Origin of the sequence: Sphingopyxis sp. TUF1, from assembly GCF_036687315.1 — a bacterium.
Lineage (GTDB): Bacteria > Pseudomonadota > Alphaproteobacteria > Sphingomonadales > Sphingomonadaceae > Sphingopyxis > Sphingopyxis kveilinensis.
Map to the genome: position 1 here is coordinate 2,541,059 of NZ_CP144683.1, position 18,519 is coordinate 2,559,577.

The 18,519-nt window shown below is 60.6% G+C and carries 17 protein-coding genes and 1 tRNA gene; 14 read left to right on the top strand and 4 right to left on the bottom strand.

What is annotated here, in order from left to right; genetic code table 11:
- Window positions 1–42 precede the first annotated feature (42 nt).
- From VSX77_RS12025 to VSX77_RS12040, 4 genes are all read left to right on the top strand, one after another.
- A tRNA-Tyr gene (locus VSX77_RS12025) sits at window positions 43–128 on the top strand.
- A gap of 196 nt (window positions 129–324) precedes the next feature.
- The gene (locus VSX77_RS12030; RefSeq protein ID WP_338424844.1) at window positions 325–1,518 is read left to right on the top strand and encodes a tyrosine-type recombinase/integrase; all 1,194 of its coding nucleotides are present in this window, start codon (window positions 325–327) and stop codon (window positions 1,516–1,518) included.
- Window positions 1,519–2,018: 500 nt separating this feature from the next.
- Complete coding sequence (locus VSX77_RS12035) at window positions 2,019–3,812, top strand: ParB/RepB/Spo0J family partition protein (RefSeq protein WP_338424845.1); 1,794 nt, start codon at window positions 2,019–2,021, stop codon at window positions 3,810–3,812.
- Window positions 3,813–4,610: 798 nt separating this feature from the next.
- The gene (locus tag VSX77_RS12040) at window positions 4,611–4,934 is read left to right on the top strand and encodes a DUF736 domain-containing protein (RefSeq protein WP_338424846.1); all 324 of its coding nucleotides are present in this window, start codon (window positions 4,611–4,613) and stop codon (window positions 4,932–4,934) included.
- A 55-nt stretch (window positions 4,935–4,989) separates the two neighbouring features.
- Here the strand turns inward: VSX77_RS12040 and VSX77_RS12045 are convergent, their stop codons facing one another.
- A complete protein-coding gene (locus VSX77_RS12045) occupies window positions 4,990–5,214 on the bottom strand; it encodes a helix-turn-helix transcriptional regulator (RefSeq protein WP_338424847.1) in 225 nt (74 codons plus the stop codon).
- 547 nt (window positions 5,215–5,761) lie between these two features.
- Between VSX77_RS12045 and VSX77_RS12050 the strand changes: the two genes are divergently transcribed.
- From VSX77_RS12050 to VSX77_RS12070, 5 genes are all read left to right on the top strand, one after another.
- On the top strand, window positions 5,762–6,046 hold the full coding sequence (locus tag VSX77_RS12050) for a sigma factor-like helix-turn-helix DNA-binding protein (RefSeq protein ID WP_338424848.1): 285 nt from the start codon (window positions 5,762–5,764) through the stop codon (window positions 6,044–6,046).
- A 62-nt stretch (window positions 6,047–6,108) separates the two neighbouring features.
- Window positions 6,109–7,038: a HEPN domain-containing protein gene (locus tag VSX77_RS12055; RefSeq protein WP_338424849.1), complete on the top strand. Its 930-nt coding sequence runs from the start codon at window positions 6,109–6,111 to the stop codon at window positions 7,036–7,038.
- Between the two features lie 12 nt (window positions 7,039–7,050).
- The gene (locus VSX77_RS12060) at window positions 7,051–7,497 is read left to right on the top strand and encodes a MucR family transcriptional regulator (RefSeq protein ID WP_338424850.1); all 447 of its coding nucleotides are present in this window, start codon (window positions 7,051–7,053) and stop codon (window positions 7,495–7,497) included.
- A 28-nt stretch (window positions 7,498–7,525) separates the two neighbouring features.
- Window positions 7,526–7,705: a hypothetical protein gene (locus VSX77_RS12065; protein ID WP_338424851.1), complete on the top strand. Its 180-nt coding sequence runs from the start codon at window positions 7,526–7,528 to the stop codon at window positions 7,703–7,705.
- A gap of 122 nt (window positions 7,706–7,827) precedes the next feature.
- Window positions 7,828–8,034, top strand: coding sequence for a hypothetical protein (locus VSX77_RS12070; RefSeq protein WP_338424852.1), 207 nt, complete (start codon window positions 7,828–7,830; stop codon window positions 8,032–8,034).
- Between the two features lie 42 nt (window positions 8,035–8,076).
- Here the strand turns inward: VSX77_RS12070 and VSX77_RS12075 are convergent, their stop codons facing one another.
- Entirely contained in the window at window positions 8,077–8,289 is a 213-nt protein-coding gene (locus tag VSX77_RS12075) for a conjugal transfer protein TraD (protein WP_338424853.1), read from the bottom strand.
- 16 nt (window positions 8,290–8,305) lie between these two features.
- Window positions 8,306–8,629, bottom strand: a complete 324-nt coding sequence (locus VSX77_RS12080; RefSeq protein WP_338424854.1) for a conjugal transfer protein TraD — start codon at window positions 8,627–8,629, stop codon at window positions 8,306–8,308.
- Window positions 8,630–8,801: 172 nt separating this feature from the next.
- Here VSX77_RS12080 and traA point away from each other — a divergent pair, with 172 nt between their 5' ends.
- Window positions 8,802–11,729 (top strand): Ti-type conjugative transfer relaxase TraA, encoded by a 2,928-nt coding sequence (gene traA, locus VSX77_RS12085; RefSeq protein ID WP_338424855.1) that lies wholly within the window; start codon window positions 8,802–8,804, stop codon window positions 11,727–11,729.
- Window positions 11,730–11,794: 65 nt separating this feature from the next.
- On the opposite strand, the gene VSX77_RS12090 is transcribed toward traA, so the two are convergent.
- Window positions 11,795–12,937, bottom strand: a complete 1,143-nt coding sequence (locus tag VSX77_RS12090) for a DUF3644 domain-containing protein (protein WP_338424856.1) — start codon at window positions 12,935–12,937, stop codon at window positions 11,795–11,797.
- Window positions 12,938–13,163: 226 nt separating this feature from the next.
- On the opposite strand from VSX77_RS12090, the gene VSX77_RS12095 reads away from it, so the two are divergent.
- From VSX77_RS12095 to VSX77_RS12110, 4 genes are read left to right on the top strand one after another with little or no spacing between them, the layout of a single operon-like run.
- On the top strand, window positions 13,164–14,843 hold the full coding sequence (locus VSX77_RS12095; protein WP_338424857.1) for a CHAT domain-containing protein: 1,680 nt from the start codon (window positions 13,164–13,166) through the stop codon (window positions 14,841–14,843).
- Window positions 14,844–14,877: 34 nt separating this feature from the next.
- On the top strand, window positions 14,878–16,194 hold the full coding sequence (locus VSX77_RS12100) for a macro domain-containing protein (RefSeq protein ID WP_338424858.1): 1,317 nt from the start codon (window positions 14,878–14,880) through the stop codon (window positions 16,192–16,194).
- A 2-nt stretch (window positions 16,195–16,196) separates the two neighbouring features.
- Window positions 16,197–17,831, top strand: a complete 1,635-nt coding sequence (locus VSX77_RS12105) for an adenylosuccinate synthetase (protein ID WP_338424859.1) — start codon at window positions 16,197–16,199, stop codon at window positions 17,829–17,831.
- Entirely contained in the window at window positions 17,828–18,502 is a 675-nt protein-coding gene (locus VSX77_RS12110; RefSeq protein ID WP_338424860.1) for a DUF7002 family protein, read from the top strand. Before VSX77_RS12105 ends, VSX77_RS12110 begins: the two co-directional genes overlap by 4 nt.
- Window positions 18,503–18,519 lie beyond the last annotated feature (17 nt).

Genomic DNA, 18,519 nt, shown 5'->3' on the forward strand with positions numbered 1-18,519 from the left:
GCCTCGTTTCGCCATTGCGCCACTTCCCAACGCGGACCCCATGGACAGGTGGCCGAGTGGTTAAAGGCAGCAGACTGTAAATCTGCCCGGGTTTCCGTACGCTGGTTCGAATCCAGCCCTGTCCACCACCCTCTGGTCCGAGGGCATCTCCTAAAATCGCTAGAAACCGCAGAAAACCTAGGTTATTATCCCTCGGTCGCTCCTCTACATCCCATGTCGTATCACTGCAGCGCAGTGAAAACTGTGGGGGGAATGTGGGGGTAAATTTTTGGACCCCTAAGAATCGGGCTTCCGAGTGTGGGGGTAAAAAAACGGGTTAACCCTATGAAAAAGCTTACGGCTTTGGCGATCAAGGCAGCATTGGCGAATCCTGGCACCTATCAGGACGGCGACGGCCTGTTTCTGAAGGTCGATAAGCGCGGCGGGGCTTATTGGCTATTGCGTCTGCAGCGCGATGGTAAGCGGCAAGACATTGGCTTGGGCAGCGCCAAATTGCTTCCGCTCTTGGAGGCTCGCCAGAAAGCCAACGAGCTCCGCAAGGCGGTCAAGATCGACCGGCGCGATGTGCTGGCCGAGAGGAAGAGTGAAGCTGCTGCGAAGGTGACATTCCGCGAAGCGGCTCGCCAATATCACAAAGAGAATGCGGCCGGATGGAAAAGTGCCATCTATGCGCGCCAATGGCTTGCCAGCCTCGAAAGCCACGCCTTTCCGAAATTGGGCGATGTTCCGACCGGCGGAATCACCGCAGCGGATATCATCGAGGTATTGATGCCGATCTGGCAGGAGATTCCCGAAACGGCCCGACAGGTACGCAACCGAATCTGCGTTGTTCTGGACTATGCTCACGCCAAAGGCTGGCGCTCCAACGAAGCCCCGTCTGGAAATGGCAGCTTGAAAGCGGGACGTGGATTGCCTCGCCAAGTGAAGTCGCGCGAGAATCGCAAGGCCATGCCCTACAGCACGCTGCCCGCTTTCCTCGCAGCTTTGCGGCGAAAGCCAGCATTTGGAAGGTTGGCGCTCGAACTGCTTATTCTGACCGGCGTACGCAGCCAGGAGGTCCGGCTCGCGACGTGGGACGAGTTTGATTTTGATGAGCGGCTGTGGACGATACCCGGTGACCATATGAAGCGGGGCAACGCCCATGTTGTTCCGCTCTCCGACGCGGCGTTGGCTGTGGTGGCGAGAGCAAAAGCCTTCCGGCGTTCTGATGTCGATGTGGTTTTCCCGGGAGCGGCCGGCAAGCCAATGTCCGATATGACGCTGCTCAAGGTGCTGCGCGACATGAAGGAGCCGTTCCACGTCCACGGTTTTCGGTCCACCTTCACCGACTGGGCCGCCAATGAGGGCTTTGCCGACGCCGTGGTGGAGGCCGCGCTGGCGCACAAGACGCCCGACGCAGTGCAGGCCGCCTATCGGCGTACAACCTATCTAGGCACACCGGATCAGCCCGGCGCCCGCGTCAAATTGATGGAGGCGTGGGGGAGCTACTGTGCTGGGGATGCTCCCGAAACGGAATAGTATCGTCCTGCCGGGGAAAAACGAGCGCGGCCGCAAATGAGCGCACACTGGCGGCGGCAGGAGCCGCCAGAGGTCGCGCACCTGCACGGTTGGCCGCGCAGCGCTCTTGTCTCGCTTCTTGGCGCCGCGGGCGCGCGGCTCTTGCGGCGGGCAAGCAGCGCGTGGCGCTGCTCCGGGCACGGCGTTGCCGCACCCGGCCCTCCACCGGCCCGCGCACGCCGCGGCGCCTGCGGCTGCGACAAGGGCGCGTTTATTGTCCGATGGTGACGCCGCGCTGATCGCGCGGCGGCGCTGTGGTGGTCGGCCGCGGACAGCGTGGCAGTCGGCGCACGGCTGTGGGACCGCTCGGCCGGTGCGCAAGCCGCCGCTGCGCGTCGGCTCCTACACTTCGTTACGGCCCTCTCGGGTGCGTCCCGTCCTTTGGCGCGGTCCCGTCGCCTTTCCTCGCCGCCCGCCCCGCCGTCCGGGGCCGGGTGTGGTGGAAGGAAAGGAAGAAAGTCATGAAGCTCGATTTTATCGATGTGGACCATCTGTCGATTGCGGCGACCAACATGCGCGGGAAGGGCAAAGACCCCGATGTGTCCGACCTGCTCCCCAGCGTTCGCGCGCGCGGGGTGCTGGTTCCGCTGCTTGTTCGTCCGAACCGTGCCGAAGGGCATTATGAGATCGTTGCGGGCCGTCGTCGCTATACCGCCATCAACGCCGTGGCGCGCGAAGGTGGAGCGGTGAAGCCGATCCCCTGCGCGATCCTCGACGAGGGTGATGACGCCGATGCGCTCGAAGCGTCGATGCTGGAAAATCTCGCCCGCGTTCAGCCCGACGAGGTCAGCCAGTGGGAGGCGTTCGTTGCCTTAGTGAAGGCGGGCCGGTCGGTCCACGAGGTCGCCGACAGTTTCGGGTTCGAGCCGCGCACGGTGAAGCGCATTCTTGCGCTGGGTAACCTGCTCCCCCGCATCCGCACCCTCTATCGGCGCGGCGAGATCGATGCGGGCACGGTGCGGCACCTGACGCTCGCATCGAAAAGCCAGCAGAAGGCGTGGCTTGCCTTGCTGGACGACGAGAGCGCCTATTGCCCGACCGGCCATCAGCTCAAAGCATGGCTGTTCGGTGGCAATGCCATCGCAGTAAAACTCGCGCTGTTCGATGTTGCCGAGGCGAAGCTTGCCATCGTCTCGGACCTGTTCGGCGAGGACAGCTATTTTGCCGACAGCGATGCGTTCTGGTGGGCGCAGATAGCGGCCATCGAAGCGCGCAAGGCCGAGTATCTCGAAGCGGGATGGTCCGACGTCGTTATCATGGAACGCGGCGACTGGTTCCGGTCGTGGGACTTTGTTCGTGCGGGCAAGCGCAAGGGCGGCCGTATCTATGTCGAGGTGCGCGACAGCGGCGAGGTCAGCTTCCACGAAGGCTATGTCACCACCAAGGAAGCCAAGCGGCTTTCGAGCGGCGGCAGTGGTAGTGACGGCTGTGCGGTCACCGACAAGCCGAGCCGTCCCGAAGTATCGGGTCCGCTCAATGCCTATATCGATCTCCATCGCCATGCAGCGGTGCGCGCCGATCTGGCGAGCCACGGCGCCGTCGCACTCCGGGCGATGCTTGCGCATGTCATCGCGGGCGCCGACCTGTGGCGCGTCGATACCGAAAGCCAGCGGGCACCCAAGGAAGATATCGCCGAGAGCGTCGAAACCTCCTCTGCCGAAACTGCCTTCGACGAGAGGCGCCGCGCAGTGCTCGCAGTGTTGGGGTTCGACGAAGATACCCCGACCGTCACGGGAAGGCCGCTTCACCGGCCCCCTTTTGCGCCCTTGTTCGCGCGGCTGCTCGAACTTCCCGATCCGGTGGTTCTGGAGATCGTGGCGATCGTCATGGGCGAGACCTTGGCGGCGGGCAGCGAGGCGGTCGAGATGATCGGCGTTCACCTTGGCACCGATATGCGCCAGCACTGGCAAGCCGACGCGGCCTTCCTCGACCAGCTGCGCGACCGCGAAGTGCTGCTCGCCATCACCGGCGAGGTTGCGGACGCCGAGGTGGCGGCAGCGAACGCGGGTGAGAAGGCCAAGGCGCTTAAAACGATCATCGCCCATAGCCTTGCGGGCACCAATGGCCGCACCAAGACCGGACCGTGGGCTCCGCGGTGGATGGCCTTTCCGCCGACCGCTTACACGGCGCGTGGCGGGGTCGGCAGCGTGAAGGCGGCGGGGCGCGTGGCGTTCGAACTGTCCGCGAGCGCCGATGCCGATGCTACCGAACAGGGCGGCGCGGCCGATGACGACGAGACGCCGCTCGCGGCATGACGACAGGGCGGGCGGCTTCGGTCGCCCGCCCATCTTTCGGGTCACGAAATGACGCGCCGTCCCAGGGGGCCGGCGCGGCGTCATTCGTTTCGGGCGCGCCGCCGCCGCAAGCGGCGACGGCGCGCGAATGTGCAAAAATGGAGAAACTGGGGCGGTGCGAACTTTTCCCCTCCCACCGCCCCGACGATCATCGCGTTGATGATGCATCGACCCGCTATCGACAGCTGGACCGGGGTCGCATACGCTCCGGCTGCGCTGGCAGGTGCTGTCATTTTTAGCCCGGCGGACCGGTTTGAACAGCCGGAATCTGCGCGTTTGCGGGATTGCTCCATATCGCGACAGCTGGGTCTCCAATTCTTTACGGATGCTGGGCGGGAGCTGGTCTCGGCATCGGATTCCCGGCCCATGCGGGAGGGGTGGCATCGTCGCTCGTCCCGTTCGCGGCGGATCGATCTGGTCGTTGCGCGGCGCGAGGCCTTTGATGGCTTTCTTCGCTCAAATTTCAATGATCGATCGTTAAACCGAATTACTGGCCCGTCATCTCGCTCCGCAGCAGAACCATCCCGGCGACGGGCGATGTGACCTGTCCCGGCGCGGCGCCCCGCGAAAGTGCGGCGGCGCGATTATTTCCCCGCGTGCTGCGCACGCTCCTCGCGGGCCGCTGCGCTTTAAATAATCGCGCCGCCGCACTCCTCCGCTTCGCTGCGGCCCTTCGGGTTCGCGGGCGCCTTATGCGCCGGGCCTTGGGTCCGCCCATGCCGCAGGGATGGTCCCGCGGCACAGTGAAGGAGACGACCAATGGCAGCTATCGGCTTTGTGAACGGCACCATCGAAAAAGGTTTCGTGGGCCAGCTGAAAACCCTCTCGATCCGCGCAGCGATCGAAATCCGCACCAATCGTTCGAAGAACGGCGACGTCCAGCCCGACTACCGGGTCTATTCCGAAGGCGTCGAGATCGGTGCCGGCTGGGTCCGCATCTGCGAGGCTTCGGGCAAGCCCTTCGTGTCGCTGACGCTTGCCGCTCCCGAGTTCGGGCCGCGCCGGATCTACGCCAACCTCGGCCGCGCCGCCGGCCAGGACAGCGACGACGCCTATGCGATCATCTGGAACCCCGACAACTGAGCTGGGTTTCCGCCCCGCGCCGCGGTCTGCGGCGCGGGGCCTTCGTCTGTTTCGATCAGGCGTCCTCGCGCTCGAGATCGGCCACGGTGAAGGTCATCGGGTTGCGGAGCCAGACATCGACTTCGGACGCGCGCCAGCCGCAGCAGCGCTCGGCGAGCTTGCGCTGCGGCGGGAAGGTTCCGGCTACGATCTTACGGTAGAGCGTAGCGCGGCTGAGGCCGGTGCGGCTGAGGACGGCGGGGAGGCGAAGAAAGCGGTCGGAACGGATGTCGTCGATCATGGTCATATCCTTCATCGGCTGGTGTCAAATGAGGGCTCGATGGAAAGAATGGTCTATCCTGGTCTGTCGTCAACCCGTTGGGATTCCTCACTTTCTGACGCAGATTGCACCATTGTTGTTTGTTGTTGTTCGTTGTTGTCAAACGTCGTTAAACGTCATCCGGGGCAGGCATAATAATTTTGCCGGTGATGCGCTTTTCAGTCTCACACCTGGTGGTTGAGACCGTCTGAGAAGGTCGCGCCCCAATTGCCGCGCCGTGACCGGCGCGGGCGTCATCCGATTCGGTAAGGCGGGGGCGCGCGCCTGGCGCGCATGGGGTCGCCGCTACGCGGCGGCGCTTAATGTTCCGGCACGGCGGGGGCGGAGGCGGACGTCACTCGCCTCTAGCCCCGCCCGGTCGGGCCGCAACCCGCGGTTCGCGGGTTCTCCACTCCGTTCCGATCCTTCAGATGCAGCCCGCCCGATCATGCGGGTCTGCCGGCTCCTTCGCGCCGCCCCCCTCCGCCCCCTTCCGGGCCGGGGTGCGGTGGTTTGAAGGAGAAAGGATATGAACAGGATCGGTGCAGCGATGCGGTTCAGGAAACCGCGCGCTATTTCGAGCCTCGACGCCGCGGAGATCGAACGCCGGTTGGCGATTGCACTCGGCAAGATGACCGCGCGGCAGGCCGACATTTTCGTGGGCGTCCGCTTCGACGAAACGCCCTACGAGGAACTTGCGGCGCGCCACGGCATCAGTGTCGATCAGGTCACTGCCGACTTTGCCCGCGCGCTGCGCATGTGGTCGCGCTGCCTCCATGCGCGCTTTCCATCGCTGGTCTGGCCATGGCTATAATTTGGGTTCGACCGGATGGCGCTTGCCATTCGGTCGAACGGCTTTCTAAGGTTAGGTCCGACATGCGAAGCGACATCGATCATCTTCCACCGCACAAGCAGCGCGAGCTTGAACGCGTCGTGCAGATCATCTTCGAGGAGTTCGAGGATGCGCTGGCGCTCGCGACGCAGGGCTGGAAGAAGAAAGGCCGTATCGCCAAGATCATTCTCTATGGCAGTTATGCGCGCGGCGGCTGGGTCGATGAACCGCACACGGCGAAAGGTTATCAGTCGGACTATGATCTGCTCATCATCGTCAGCGACAAGCGGCTCACCGACCGCATTGAATATTGGGCAAAGCTCGACGACCGGCTGATCCGCGAATTTGGGGTCACCAAGACGCTGCGCACGCCGGTCAACTTCATTGTTCACAGTCTCGACGAGGTGAACGCGGGGCTCAGCCACGGGCGCTATTTCTTCATCGACGTCGCGCGCGACGGCATTGCGCTATATCAGGACCATGACAGCGAGCTTGCCGAACCCAAGCCGATGACGCCGCACGCCGCGCTCGACATGGCGCGCGAGTATTTTGACGAGTGGTTTCCAGCGGCGCGCGGCCGCTTGGACACCGCTCAATATGTTCGGGGACAAGGCCGTATAAAAGAAGCCGCTTTCGATACTCATCAGGCGGCCGAGTTTCTCTATCACTGCGTCCTTCTCGTGTGCCGCTTCTACACGCCGCACGTCCACAACCTTGGCTTTCTTCGGACGCAAGCCGAGCAGATCGATCCCCGCCTGATCGACGCTTGGCCGCGCGAAGATCGCAAAGACCGGTCGCGCTTCGAGAAGCTCAAGGACGCCTATGTCAAAGCGCGTTACTCGAAACATTACAAGATCACCGAGGAAGAGCTCGCGTGGCTCGGCGAGCGCGTCGAGCAGCTTGCCGCTATCGTCGAAACCATTTGCAACGAACGCATCGCCGAACTGGAAAACACCGCACGCGACGCGGGATAGGGAAGGACATCCATGGAAGATAGTGAAATGCTGGTCACGCTGACCGCCGATATTGTCGCGGCGCACGTCAGCAACAACAGCGTCGCCATATCGGACATCCCGCTCGTCATCCGTTCTGTGCACGAAGCGCTCGCCAGTCTTGCGTCCGGCGCAGAACCCGAACCCGAACCGCAGCAGCCCGCCGTGTCGGTCCGGTCGTCGGTAAAACCCGACTATATCGTCTGTCTCGAAGACGGCAAAAAGCTCAAGACGATGCGCCGCTATCTGATGACCCAGTTCGGCATGACGCCCGACGAGTATCGCGCGAAGTGGAATTTGCCGAAGGACTATCCGATGACCGCGCCCAACTACACGGAGACGCGCCGCGCGCTGGCCAAGCAGATCGGGCTTGGCACCAAGGGACGCGGCGGCGGGCGAAAGCCCGCTGCGCGCGTGAAGGCGAAGACCAAACAGGGCTGAGGAATTGACCGGCAGCAGGGTGCGATTCATGGCGCTGAAATTTGCGAAGGCAGCGTTGCTGTCAGCCCTTGTCGCGGCCTGTTCGCCAGAAGCCGAGCGCGACAAACGTCCGGATGTTGAGGCAGGCGCGGTCAACGTCGGCGCCGATGTGTCGTCGTCCACGCAGCGCGATGCGGCAGCCACGGAGGGCGAGGCGCGGCTCGATTGAACGGCGCGTCGAGACCATCGGCAGCGAGTGTCGCGGCTCCGATTGTTGCGGTGCGCAGTTGGAGCAATTTTTTGTCGGCAACATGCTGGACAGAATCAGCGCCCGGTCGCTACCGGCGCGGCATGGGTATCACCGCGACAATCATGAACACGGCCACCGGCCAGCCGATCCAGAAAATGAGCTTCGGGCGCATGCCCAAGCCCTGGGCAAGCTTTACTCTTGAAAGCGGCGAGCTGGTCACCGCCGAACGCATCGACATCGGTAAACCTGCGCCGGGCAAGTTCACCGCGCCGATCTCCATCTGGGTGACGGTCAAACCGCGCGGATAAGCGCTGGTGCAACGGCAGGGCGCCAGCGACGGTTCGCGCGCGCTACTCAACCTTGCCAGTGTCGAACGCGCGTTTGCCGCGACGACGCCATAATGACAGCTGCCGTTCGCGCGCCTCGCCGCGCAGCGTCGCGGCCGCTTCGACCAGCAGCCCGAAGATGACGGCGCGGTCGTCGCCGGTCAGCTCGACCAAGTCGGCCTTCGCGACAAGCCCGCCGAGTTCAATCAGCTGGCGCGTGCGCTCGCGGCGCTTCACCTGCCACGTCCGCGTGTCATGCCGCGCCTGCTGCGCCTGAAGGCGATTGCGCGCTTGCATCGCTCGCCGAAGCGCCGCCCGTGTCACGGCCAGCGCCTTTGCGAGCGCGGGCATCTTCGCCGCGAAAGAAGGCCGCGCCGCTCTTGCGCCATGCCTCCTTTCGCGCCGCGTCTGCGCTGACAACTTCGAGCAGTGCGCCCGCAAGCTGTTCGATAGCTAGGGCATCAGCGCCGGTCGCGATGACCAGCTCGCCAAGCTGGCCTTGTTTCTTCGTCTTGAGCACCTTCGCCTTGTCGGTCAGCGCCTGGAGTTCGGCGTCGAAATCTCTCGGTTTGCGCATCGTCTGTCCTTCCGTTTGAGGGGGTCGGACGATCCAGCTATGCCGAGTCTCACGCGTGCACAAGCAGCTGAAATCTCTTGCGACTTTGTGATCCCGAGCGCGATGAAATCGTGTGAGGGCGCGCTTATACGTCGTGCCGACGTGCTCGTTTTGCTGTAAATGGATTGCCCTCATGGCGATCTATCATTTCTCGGCAAAAGTCATTTCCCGCGCTGTCGGCAGCAGCGCGGTGGCGGCCGCGGCCTATCGCTCGGCCGACCGGCTGCACGACGAGCGCCTCGGCCGTGCCCATGACTTCTCGAACAAGGCGGGCGTCGTCCATAGCGACGTGCTGTTGCCCGAAGGCGCTCCCGAACGCTGGCAGGATCGCGAAAAGCTCTGGAATGATGTCGAGGCGTCGGAGATCCGCAAGGACGCGCAGCTCGCGCGCGAAATCGAGTTCGCAATCCCGCGCGAGATGACCGAGGAACAGGGCATCGCGCTCGCGCGCGACTTCGTGGCGCGCGAGTTCGTCGACCGCGGCATGGTCGCCGATCTCAACGTGCATTGGGACATCGGCGCCGACGGGCTGGCGCGACCGCACGCGCATGTCATGCTGACGATGCGCGAGATCAAGATTGGTGAGGACGGAAGCGCCGAGTTCGGCGCCAAGGTGCGCGACTGGAACCGCACCGAGCTGTTGACGCATTGGCGCGAAGCCTGGGCCGATCATGTCAATGAACGCCTGGCATCGCTCGACATCGACGCACGCGTCGATCATCGCACCCTAGAAGCGCAGGGGATCGACCTTGAACCCCAGCACAAGATTGGTCCCGCCGCATCGCGGATGGTCAAGCAGGGGTTAGAGGTCGACCGCGCCGAAGAGCATCTCGATATCGCGCGGCGCAACGGTGAGAAGCTCCTCGCCAATCCATCGATCGCGCTCGACGCGATCACCCACCGTCAGGCGACGTTCACGACCCGCGACCTTGCCATGTTCGTGCACCGGCATAGCGACGGCAAGGAGCAGTTCGATGCGGTGATGGCGGCGGTGAAGGCATCGCCCGAGCTGGTCGCGCTGGGCAAGGATGGGCGCGGCGACGACCGGTTCACCTCGCGCGCGATGATCGAGACCGAGAAGCGGCTCGAACGCGCGACCGCGATGCTTGACGCGCGCCGCAATCACGGTGTTGCCGAGCGCCATCGCCAGCTCGCGCTCGCGCTTGCCGCCAAGCGCGGGTTAGACCTGTCGGTCGAGCAGCGCGGCGCGCTCGAGCATGTCACCAGCGCACGCGGCATCAGCAATGTCATCGGCTATGCCGGGACGGGCAAGAGTGCGATGCTCGGCGTCGCGCGCGAGGCGTGGGAGGCGGCGGGCTATCGGGTGCAGGGCGCGGCGCTCTCGGGCATTGCTGCCGAAGGCCTAGAGCAGGGCTCGGGCATCGGCTCGCGCACGCTCGCGAGCCTCGAACATCAATGGGCCAACGATCGCGACCGGCTGACCCAAAAGCATATCCTCGTGATCGACGAGGCCGGGATGGTCGGCACGCGTCAGCTCGACCGTGTCGTGTCCGAAGCGGAGCGGCAAGGCGCAAAGGTCGTCCTCGTTGGCGATCCAGAGCAGTTGCAAGCCATCGAAGCAGGTGCAGCTTTCCGTGCTGCTGCGGAACGGCACGGTGCCATCGAAATTACGGCCATCCGTCGCCAGCAGGAGGACTGGCAGCGCGAGGCAACGCGCGAACTCGCCACCGGAAAAGTCGGCGAGGCGATCGGACGTTATGCCGAAGCTGGGCATGTTCATACCGCCGACACCCGCGAGGCGGCGCGCGCCGAGCTGGTCGATGCCTGGGACCGCGATCGTCAGCAGCATCCCGATGCCAGCCGGGTCATCCTCACGCATACCAATGACGAGGTGCGGGCGCTCAACGATGCCGCACGCGAACGGATGCGCGAAAGCGGGGCGCTCGGTCCCGACACCGAGATCTATACCGATCGCGGCAAGCGGGCATTTGCATCAGGCGACCGCATGATGTTCCTCAAGAACGAGCGCGGCATGGGCGTGAAGAATGGTTCGCTCGGCACCGTCCAGAACGCGAACCAGTTCCGCATGGCGGTGATGCTCGACGACGGGCGGTGCGTCGCGTTCGACCTTAAGGACTATGCCCATATCGATCATGGCTATGCCGCGACCATTCACAAAGCCCAGGGTATGACCGTCGATCGGGTGCAGTTGCTCGCGACGCCGGGGGTAGACAGCCACTCGACTTACGTCGCGCTGTCCAGGCACCGCGAGCGCGTCGAACTATATTATGGACGCGACGATTTTGCGAGCCAAAACAAGCTTGTACGCGCTGTGTCGCGCGAACGCGTCAAGGATATGGCGAGCGATTACCCAGCGGCGCCGACAACGCAACGCGCAACGCCGAGGCGCAGTATCTTCGACGGCGTGAAGTTGACGCGTCCGATCGATCTGGACGCGACCGGCAAAGCGCCGACGCGGCCGACACCCACGGGCGAACCTGTCATCGAGCCCGCGAAGCATATGGTGTCGTCGACACCTGAGCTTGATCCGCACGACGCGAAGCTCGGCGCCGCAGTCGCACGTCACGCCAAGATCGTGAATACCCTGCTCTACCTTCGGTCGGTCGGCGAGCCGCGCACGGGCGAGCAAGCCGCGGAACTGACTCGCAGCCGTGCTGCGCTCGACGAGCGCATCCCGAACGGCGCGCTCCACCTGGAATCTGCGTTCGCGGCCGATCGGCAGTTGATCGCAGAAGCCGCCAACGGGAAGACACAGAACGCCATCCGCGCGATGCAGTTGGAAGCCGAGTTGGCGAAGAACCCAACCATGCGCGCCGACCGCTTCGTCGAGCGCTGGCAGGCGCTCGACCGGCAGCGGCGCCAGCTCATCCGGAACTACGAAGACAATAAGGCAAACAAGGTCGCTGATCGCATGATCGGCTTGGCTAAAGGCCTCGAACGCGATCCGCAGGTCGAGAGCATTCTCAGAAACCGGAAGGCTGCGCTGAATCTGCCAAATGTTCTCAAGAAGAGCGTCGGACAGAGCCTAGCTGACATGGTCGGCACTGGGCGCAGCCGGGGGATCGGGATAGGGATGTGAAATGTCGGCTTCGCGCCCGAGGTCAGCCGTTTAAGCCTGGTCCCGGGTGTTCTCGAAAGCGGACGTCAGCCCGCAGCGAGATATTTTGGAGCATTCTCTTGGCAATGCGCCCGAACGCGAGCGAGCCAGCTGTCGAACCAGACCCATGTGTTCTTGTAGTCACCCGCTTTGCCAAAACCGTTGATGGGATTTTTAGCGTCCAGCTCTTTCCACAGTGATGTATGAGCCGTTTGGTTGAATCGCTCGTACCCTTCAGCGCGCATCGCGTCGATTATTTGCCTCGCCGTGTAGCGCGATTTGTCGACCTCTTTGAGCAAGACCGCGTTGATCGCCTTGGCCTCTTCTGAATCGGGCTTGATGAACTCAATGGCCGTGTCCGCCTTGCTCGCTTTCGCGCCAAGCTTTGGAACAAATGCAACACGGTAAGAGAAGGCTGGATCCTTCAATTCACCGTCACTCATCTTCGCGTGAAAGGCGTCCATGGTCGACGCGACCGTAGTTGGAAGAGCTGACTGCTTTTTGAGGCCCGCTACCTGTGCCGCATCAAATGTCGCGAATTGGAGTGCAATCGGCAACCGGCGCTCAAGTCCGAATTGGGCACCAAACCATGCACGAATGGCCTCGTTAAAATTAATGCAGCAAGCTTGCATCAACGGGCCGAGCGCATTGTCTATTCGATCCGTGGACCGATGCTCAATTTCGTGCCGGATCTCTAACAGTAGTGCGAGGTTCTGTTTCGCGCCCTTGCTCAATGGCAATTTGTCGTTCTTCAAGCACTTGCCGAGTTCCCAATACGATTCCGCACCGCTCGCCAGAATTTTCGGCACACCATTGGCTTTGTGGCGGTAGTCGATACCTTCGCGCTTGAACCAAGCGTGGCAAAGGTAGGTCCAGCCAATCATTGCCGTCGTGATAAATATCTCGGCACGAAACTGGAGGCCAGCTGAATTGAAATTGTGGACTGCTGCGATCATCGCCTCGCGCGACTTAACAAGTAGCTCGTCCCCACGGAGACTCAGTCCCGTTTCACCATCGACGTCGGGCCAACAGCTCAGATACTCTTCCAGTTGATCGGCGCTTGCGGATTTAACAGCCTTATGCCTCTTTTCCGAGCGTATCTCGGAAATCAGCCGGTGATTAATCGAGCGAGTTGGTCTCGTGAAGTAGGCGAGAACGTCTTGATCATTGTACTTTTTGGTAGCGAGCATCGCTTTGACTAATGCGACTTCCCATCGCTCAAGATTATGACCTCGTTTTCGACTTGGCATGGACTTAGTACCTCGATCCTGGGCCGAATGCGGATGGGCGGCAACACCTATCAGAAAATTGGAGACAGTTTGATTTGTAATTCGAGGAATTCGGTGCTCTCTTTCTGCCACGGATACGAAGAACGGGGCTTCTAGAGGCGCGTTGGGGGCAAAGATGCAGTTGTCGTTGGATGATCTCTACCGAATGACGGCACACATTTATCAGGACGCCAATCTTGGTCGTAGCAGGGAGGCTACGCTCCTGCATTTCGTCGAGGTCTGCGGCATGCTGACGTTGATCGATCGAAAGAAGAAGCGAGACAAGTTCGACGTTCCGGGCGCTCTTTGCAAAGCGTTGGGCTGGTACTTCCCGTTACTCGCGAAAATGGGTGTCGAAAGCGTCGAGCAATTGCTGTTCGCCAAATATCCCGGCGTATGCCCCTACTGTCGAAAGTCGCCCCATGCTGAGCAAGATTGCAAACTCGTGCGAGGGACCGAGGAGGTTCTTTCTCACGAGAAGGTTAGGGAGCTTACGAGCGAGAATTGGGATTCAAGGCCTAAGGACCTCAATGAATGGCAAGCTATGTTCGGCCGTATTTACCCTCGATCGTATAACGCTGCTGCCGGATTTAGCACGATCGCTTTGCTTGAGGAGGTCGGCGAGCTTGCGGAAGCAGTGCGCGTTTTCGACAGATACCCTCACTACTTTTATGGCGAGGCGGCGGACGTATTTTCATACATCATGGGCTTAGCCAACGAGTATTCGTTGGCCTTGAGTGAACGCGATGAGGCCTTCGATTTTCAGGTAGAATATCTTGCTCGATATCCTGGGCTTTGCATTGCGTGCGGCGCCAAGATTTGCATTTGCCCTACGGTTCCTCAGGCCACCGTAGGGCGGATGGCTAAGGAGATGCCCCTCAGCGTCGGAGCAATCCAAAACGCCGAGGAGTTTGAGAAGAGCGGTCGGGATGTGGCTAACAGAGTTCTGGAAAGTGTCGGTCGAGTAACTGGGATCGACACCTACCTCCCGTTTGATCGCGGTGAGATGAATGCAGGCCTAACGCAATTGGCGTTCCGGCTGGCCAATGCGCTCGGAGACAATAAGGAAACTGCCGATCAGTTGTTCGAATTGGCTATCAGGCTCGGCAATGAGAAGCGTCAAAGTGGGACGGAGGCGCATCGCCTTACGGTGGACGTGCTCGACTTGTTGAAAGAAGCGTGGCTAAAGGCGGATCCTGAAATCCAAGCGGCTATTGAGCTTGAGCAGCCGGAACTTCGGCCCCTGACACATATCCTCGATACCAATATTCTTGTTGTGACGGCCAACCCTCGCGGAAGGGACGATCGGGCTCTACGGCTGGATCGTGAGATCAGTGCGATTCAAGAACGCGTGTTGATGGGCAATGAGCGCGATCGCATCAATATTTCCACCCTCGTAGCAACCACCGTCGACAGTTTACGACATCGATTGCTTTCGAACAGTTTTGATGTGGTGCACTTTGCCGGACACGCCAATGCTGAAGGGATTGAACTCGAAGGTGAGGACGGTGCCCACACACTGGAGTTTGGCGCGCTGATGAAGATGCTCGAGGTTCAGAAAAGCCTTAAGTGCGTGATATTGAATGCTTGTAGCGCAATGCAAGGGTTAGATAAGGCTACTGGGCCGCTCATAATCGGCATGGTCGACGAAATCGACGACGACGAAGCGATCGTATTCGCAAAGGGTTTCTACGACGCGCTTGCATCTGGGCGAAGCCCCGAAGAAGCATTAGGGATAGCGGAGACCGCCCTTGAGTCTATGGGCATGGACCGTCACATCGTGGCGCGCATATCCGGTACCCGCTCGGCCGAGCGCGCCGAGAGTTAATTCAGGATTTGGACATATAATGAGACAGTTTGGCGTGAAGCATTGGACCAATGAATCGGTTCGTCGTTTCTCGCCAAATGCCGATCCGGTCGAAGCGATCATAAAGATGGCGCGCGCTGTCGTATTGCGCGCACGGGACGAAGGATGGCAGGGGCCCCCGTTTAACCCAATTGCGCTCGCCAAAGTGCTACGAATTCCAGTTGAGGCCAGCGCGGCGGTTCCGGATGCACGGACCATCGTCGATGAGCGTGGCACTCGCATCGAATATAATCCGCAGCAGCGTCGAGCTCGCGCTCGATTTTCCATCGCCCACGAAATTGTGCACACGTTTTTTCCCGATCACGGTGAAGCGGTGCGGCATCGGGGAGGCGACAAGACGATCTCCGACGATTGGCAGTTAGAGTTACTTTGCAATATTGGCGCGGCCGAAATGGTCATGCCGATCGGCAGCCTTCCAAAGCTGACTGAAGTGCCGTCACTTGAGACATTGTTAGCGGACCGGATGAAGTTTGACGTGTCGGTCGAGGCGTATCTCATTCGGATCGTCAGTGTCACCGCGGAGCCAGTGACGATGTTCATCGCGTCGGCCCATGCATCCGGAGACACTTACGACTACCGAATAGATTATACTGCCCCATCTGAGACCGCTCCGCTTCGAGATCTTAGGGAGCAGATTGTCCCAGCAACTAGCGTAGTGCGACAATGCACTGCAATCGGAGCTTCGGCGCGGGGCGTTGAAGGTTGGTGGCAAAATGGCGAGGCGCTGATCGAGTGTGTCGGTATCCCCGGTTACCCAGGCACAGCATTACCGCGGGTGGCTGGCCTAATTCGTCACAATGAGCGGCGGCTGTCCGATTTTATGCACTTCATCCATGGCGACATTCTGTCGCCTCGGGAAATCCCGCCAATTATCGTGTGCCAGCTTGTAAACGATCGAGCCGTTCGTTGGGGCGGTGGTGTAGCGCGGCAGATGGCTCGCAGACATCCTAACGCGGAAGCCGAGTTTGGCGAATGGATCAAAACTGTTCCCCGCGCGGCAAGACTAGGAGAGGTGCACTTCGCGCGTACGAAAGGCGAGGTGATCCTTGCGAGTTTGGTAGCACAAGAGGGGTACGGGCAGGGCGCAAGCCGGATACGATATCATGCGTTGAATGATTGTCTGCGCCGTGTCGCAGAGTACGCCAAGCGACACGACTGCTCCGTACACATGCCTCGTATCGGTACCGGAGGAGCTGGTGCGGATTGGGAGGTTGTGGAGTCAATAATTAGACAGAATTTTGAGGGATTGCAGAAGGGGGTATGGATTTACGATCTCCCACCTAGGCAGACCCAGCAAGACATGGGTTTCTAAGAATGAATCCACGCCCTCGGTTGCAGATAGTGCTGCTTTCAGGGCGCATTGGGGCTGGCAAGACGCAACTCGCGCAGGCGTTGGTGGCGCGTCACGACGCGATCTTGATCAAAACGCGCCAACTAATTCTTCAAGCCTCTCCGCGGACCAAGGACCAAAGACTGGAACTGCAGAAAGCCGGCGAGAGATTGGATCGCTCGACTGGTGGGCGTTGGGTAGGAAATGCGCTTGTTTCGCTCATAGAAGAGCGGGGATCAGAGGCTGGGCTGTCCACAGGGCTTTTCGTGCTCGACGCTGTAAGAATTGCGGGACAGATTGAGGCCATTCGTGCCGTATTTGGCAGTTCCGTTGTCCACCACATTCATTTGACGGCCTCAGACGGCACTCTAGCCCGCCGATATTCAGAACGCACTGCCGCGTCAGATGCAGGGGTTAGCTTCGATCAAGCGGCGGCGAACGCTACGGAGCGCCATGTCGAAGCCCTGAAGCAGGTTGCCGACACGGTGGTAAACACCGATTACTGCACAATTGAGGGGGTTTTCGTCCGGGCCACTGCGCTTCTCGGATTGTATCCGCGATCGGTTGATCCCCTCGTCGATGTGCTCGTCGGCGGTCAGTATGGAAGCGAAGGCAAAGGCAACATAGTCGGACATATCGCCCCTGAATATGATATCTTCGTTCGGGTCGGTGGTCCAAACGCGGGGCACAAAGTGTATGCGGAGCCGAAGCCTGAAGCATACTTCCACCTGCCGTCGGGATCGGAGAGGGCGCCTAATGCCCAACTTATACTCGGACCCGGCGCTGTAATCTATCCACCGAAGCTGCTCACTGAAATCACTACCCATAAAATACCGTTCGACCGGCTCATCATTGATGAGCAGGCGATGATCATCGAAGATCGCGATCGAGACATCGAAGTAGCGAAATTGTCGAGCATGGGGTCTACCGCGCAAGGCGTCGGATCTGCCTCGGCGCGGAAAATAATGGGAAGGGGAGGGAAGGAGGATCCTGTCGTGCGCCTAGCGAAGGATGTTCCGGAGCTTAGACCATATATCAGGGAAAGCCAAAGGACACTCGAGCTGGCGTATTGTCGCGGTCAAAGGATTTTGTTGGAGGGCACCCAAGGTACGAGCCTTAGTTTGCATCACGGCCCCTACCCACATGTCACCTCCCGCGACACGACTGTCGCAGGCTGTTTGGCCGATGCGGGTATCGCGCCTCTCCGTGTCCGAAAAGTCGTCGTTGTGTTTCGAACCTATCCTATACGTGTTGGAGGGCCGTCTGGAGATCTCAGCGGCGGAGAAATCTCATACGAGATCCTTTCCGACCGGTCCGGTATTCCGATTGAAGAGCTCAGAACAAACGAGGTGACTACCACCACATTGCGACAGCGGCGCCTTGGTGAATTCGACTGGGCTCAGCTCCATCGCTCATGCCTGTTGAACAGTCCAACCGATATCGCGTTGACCTTCGTAGATTACCTTTCGGTGATGAATCGCCAGGCTTTTCGATTTGAACAGCTAACGGAAGAAACCCTGCGGTTCATCGAAGAGGTTGAGCGAGTGGCAGGGCAACCGGTGACAATGATATCTACGAAGTTTGACTGGCGGAATGTGATTGATAGGAGATCTTGGTGACGGACGAAGAGCTCGGTGAGCTGCTAAAAGATTGCCCGGCGTTGTTTCACATGGCGATGAGGGACAGTTGGCCGCTGATTCAGAAGCACGGGCTTCTTCCGACAAATCGCCTTCTCGAACTTTTTGATGTGGATCAGGAGACGCGCGCTGAACTCACCACTAAGCGGCGACCAGCGAGCTTTCCTATCGCGCACCCCAACGTTGGGTCCGCAACGATCCGCGATCAGATCCCGCTATACGACCACCACCTCGCTAAGTGCCTTCAAGGCGGCCTTAGCCCGATTGATTGGCATGCAAAGCTGAACGAGCGCGTATTTTTCTGGCTGACGGAAAAGCGTCTGCAAACGTTATTGTGCGCGGGCGCGTACCGGAAACAACAGCACGTCGTTCTCAAGATTAATACAGCGATGCTGGTTAATGATCATCGTGACCAAATTGAGTTGGCCCCGATGAACACGGGTTGCACCATGCCGTTCGCACATCCGCGCGGCCCGGAGACATTCCTTCCGATTGATCAGTATCCGTATTCAAACTGGCGAAAAAAGGGGCGGTCGCGTCGTGAGGCAGTGGTCGAATTGACGGTAATTGGCGGGGTCCCGAATATAGCCGACTATGTGGAGGAGGTTACAATTCGGAAATGCGGCGAGGATCCAGTGCCCGTGGAAACCTAGGCCTGCTGACCTCGTAA